Source organism: Moellerella wisconsensis ATCC 35017, assembly GCF_001294465.1.
GTDB classification, from domain to species: domain Bacteria; phylum Pseudomonadota; class Gammaproteobacteria; order Enterobacterales; family Enterobacteriaceae; genus Moellerella; species Moellerella wisconsensis.
On the sequence record NZ_LGAA01000013.1, the window covers coordinates 1 to 991 of the forward strand.

The window sequence follows — 991 nt, forward strand, 5'->3', positions numbered from 1 at the left end:
TTCATCATCCTGAATAAACCCGTAAGGAATGCAGATCCCTTTTTCAGTTGGAATTTCATTTTTTGGGCGACCATGCAAACGAGAAATCAACGACTGCATCGCGGCTAGTTTTGGTGCTCTATCTATAAATAATCTATTGTTTTTCTTGTATCTTTCTTGCCTATTTTTATATTTATCTTTAGTAATATCGTTATATTTTTAAGTGATGATAAAAGCCACATTATCAATATAAACATGCGCCTCTAATTCTCTAGCTGCATCTGGATAAGCATAGCTTTCATTTCTGTCAAAGATAACCCCATCATTTATTCTAATTATCTCTTTCAAAAATGGTCCATCCGAGTCATCACTTACACGATGTTTTTTCAACTCTTCTTCACGCAGCTCAATGCGTTGTTTAAACGCAGGTGGATAAATAAACTGACTTTCAATGGTCATATCATCGATAGTGATGACCGATGAAAGTTCTTGGGTTAACGCTTTGGGATAATTAAAGGTATAACGACCTAAACAGTAGGTGGGTGCATAATCAAATAGGGTGTTAATCACGGCAGAATCCTGCGAAGTTGAATAGGTTTTATTCGGTACAGAGCACGCCGCTAAAGCTGCTAATAAAACCAGGCCTAAAAAACCGATAAACTTATTTTTCATTAGGGTTTAACTTCATCCGATTGCAAGATTCGACACAAGGAGCGCAAGGTGAATTTTATCGCCGGTGATAATTCAGTTTCTCCATATATGAGGGTACTGTTGATGCAGAACGAGAGCAATTTCGAATAAAACAGACACAATACTTCACCTTATATTAAATTATAGCGATAAAACATGATTATCTATCCGATCCCAAATCTCGACTATTTGAGTATCACTGTATGTTGTTTTTTTATTTCCCATTAGCATCTTTATAGAAAATCAGCGCAATAATAACCCGATCATTGCGCTGATTAAGTTTAGTACGCGTTTGGTCTAACTTTAAAAGACTGCAAAACCC

The 991-nt window shown here is 36.2% G+C and carries 1 protein-coding gene; it reads right to left on the bottom strand.

Going from position 1 to position 991, the window contains the following annotated elements; all coding sequences use genetic code 11:
- Window positions 1-198: 198 nt before the first annotated feature.
- Window positions 199-651, bottom strand: coding sequence for a hypothetical protein (locus tag M992_RS06350; RefSeq protein WP_248842494.1), 453 nt, complete (start codon window positions 649-651; stop codon window positions 199-201).
- Between the last annotated feature and the right edge of the window lie 340 nt (window positions 652-991).

What these genes read in the sequence shown, in the direction of transcription:
- M992_RS06350 (WP_248842494.1), bottom strand. Translation starts at nt 651, where the DNA reads ATGAAAAATAAGTTTATCGGTTTTTTAGGCCTGGTTTTATTAGCAGCT.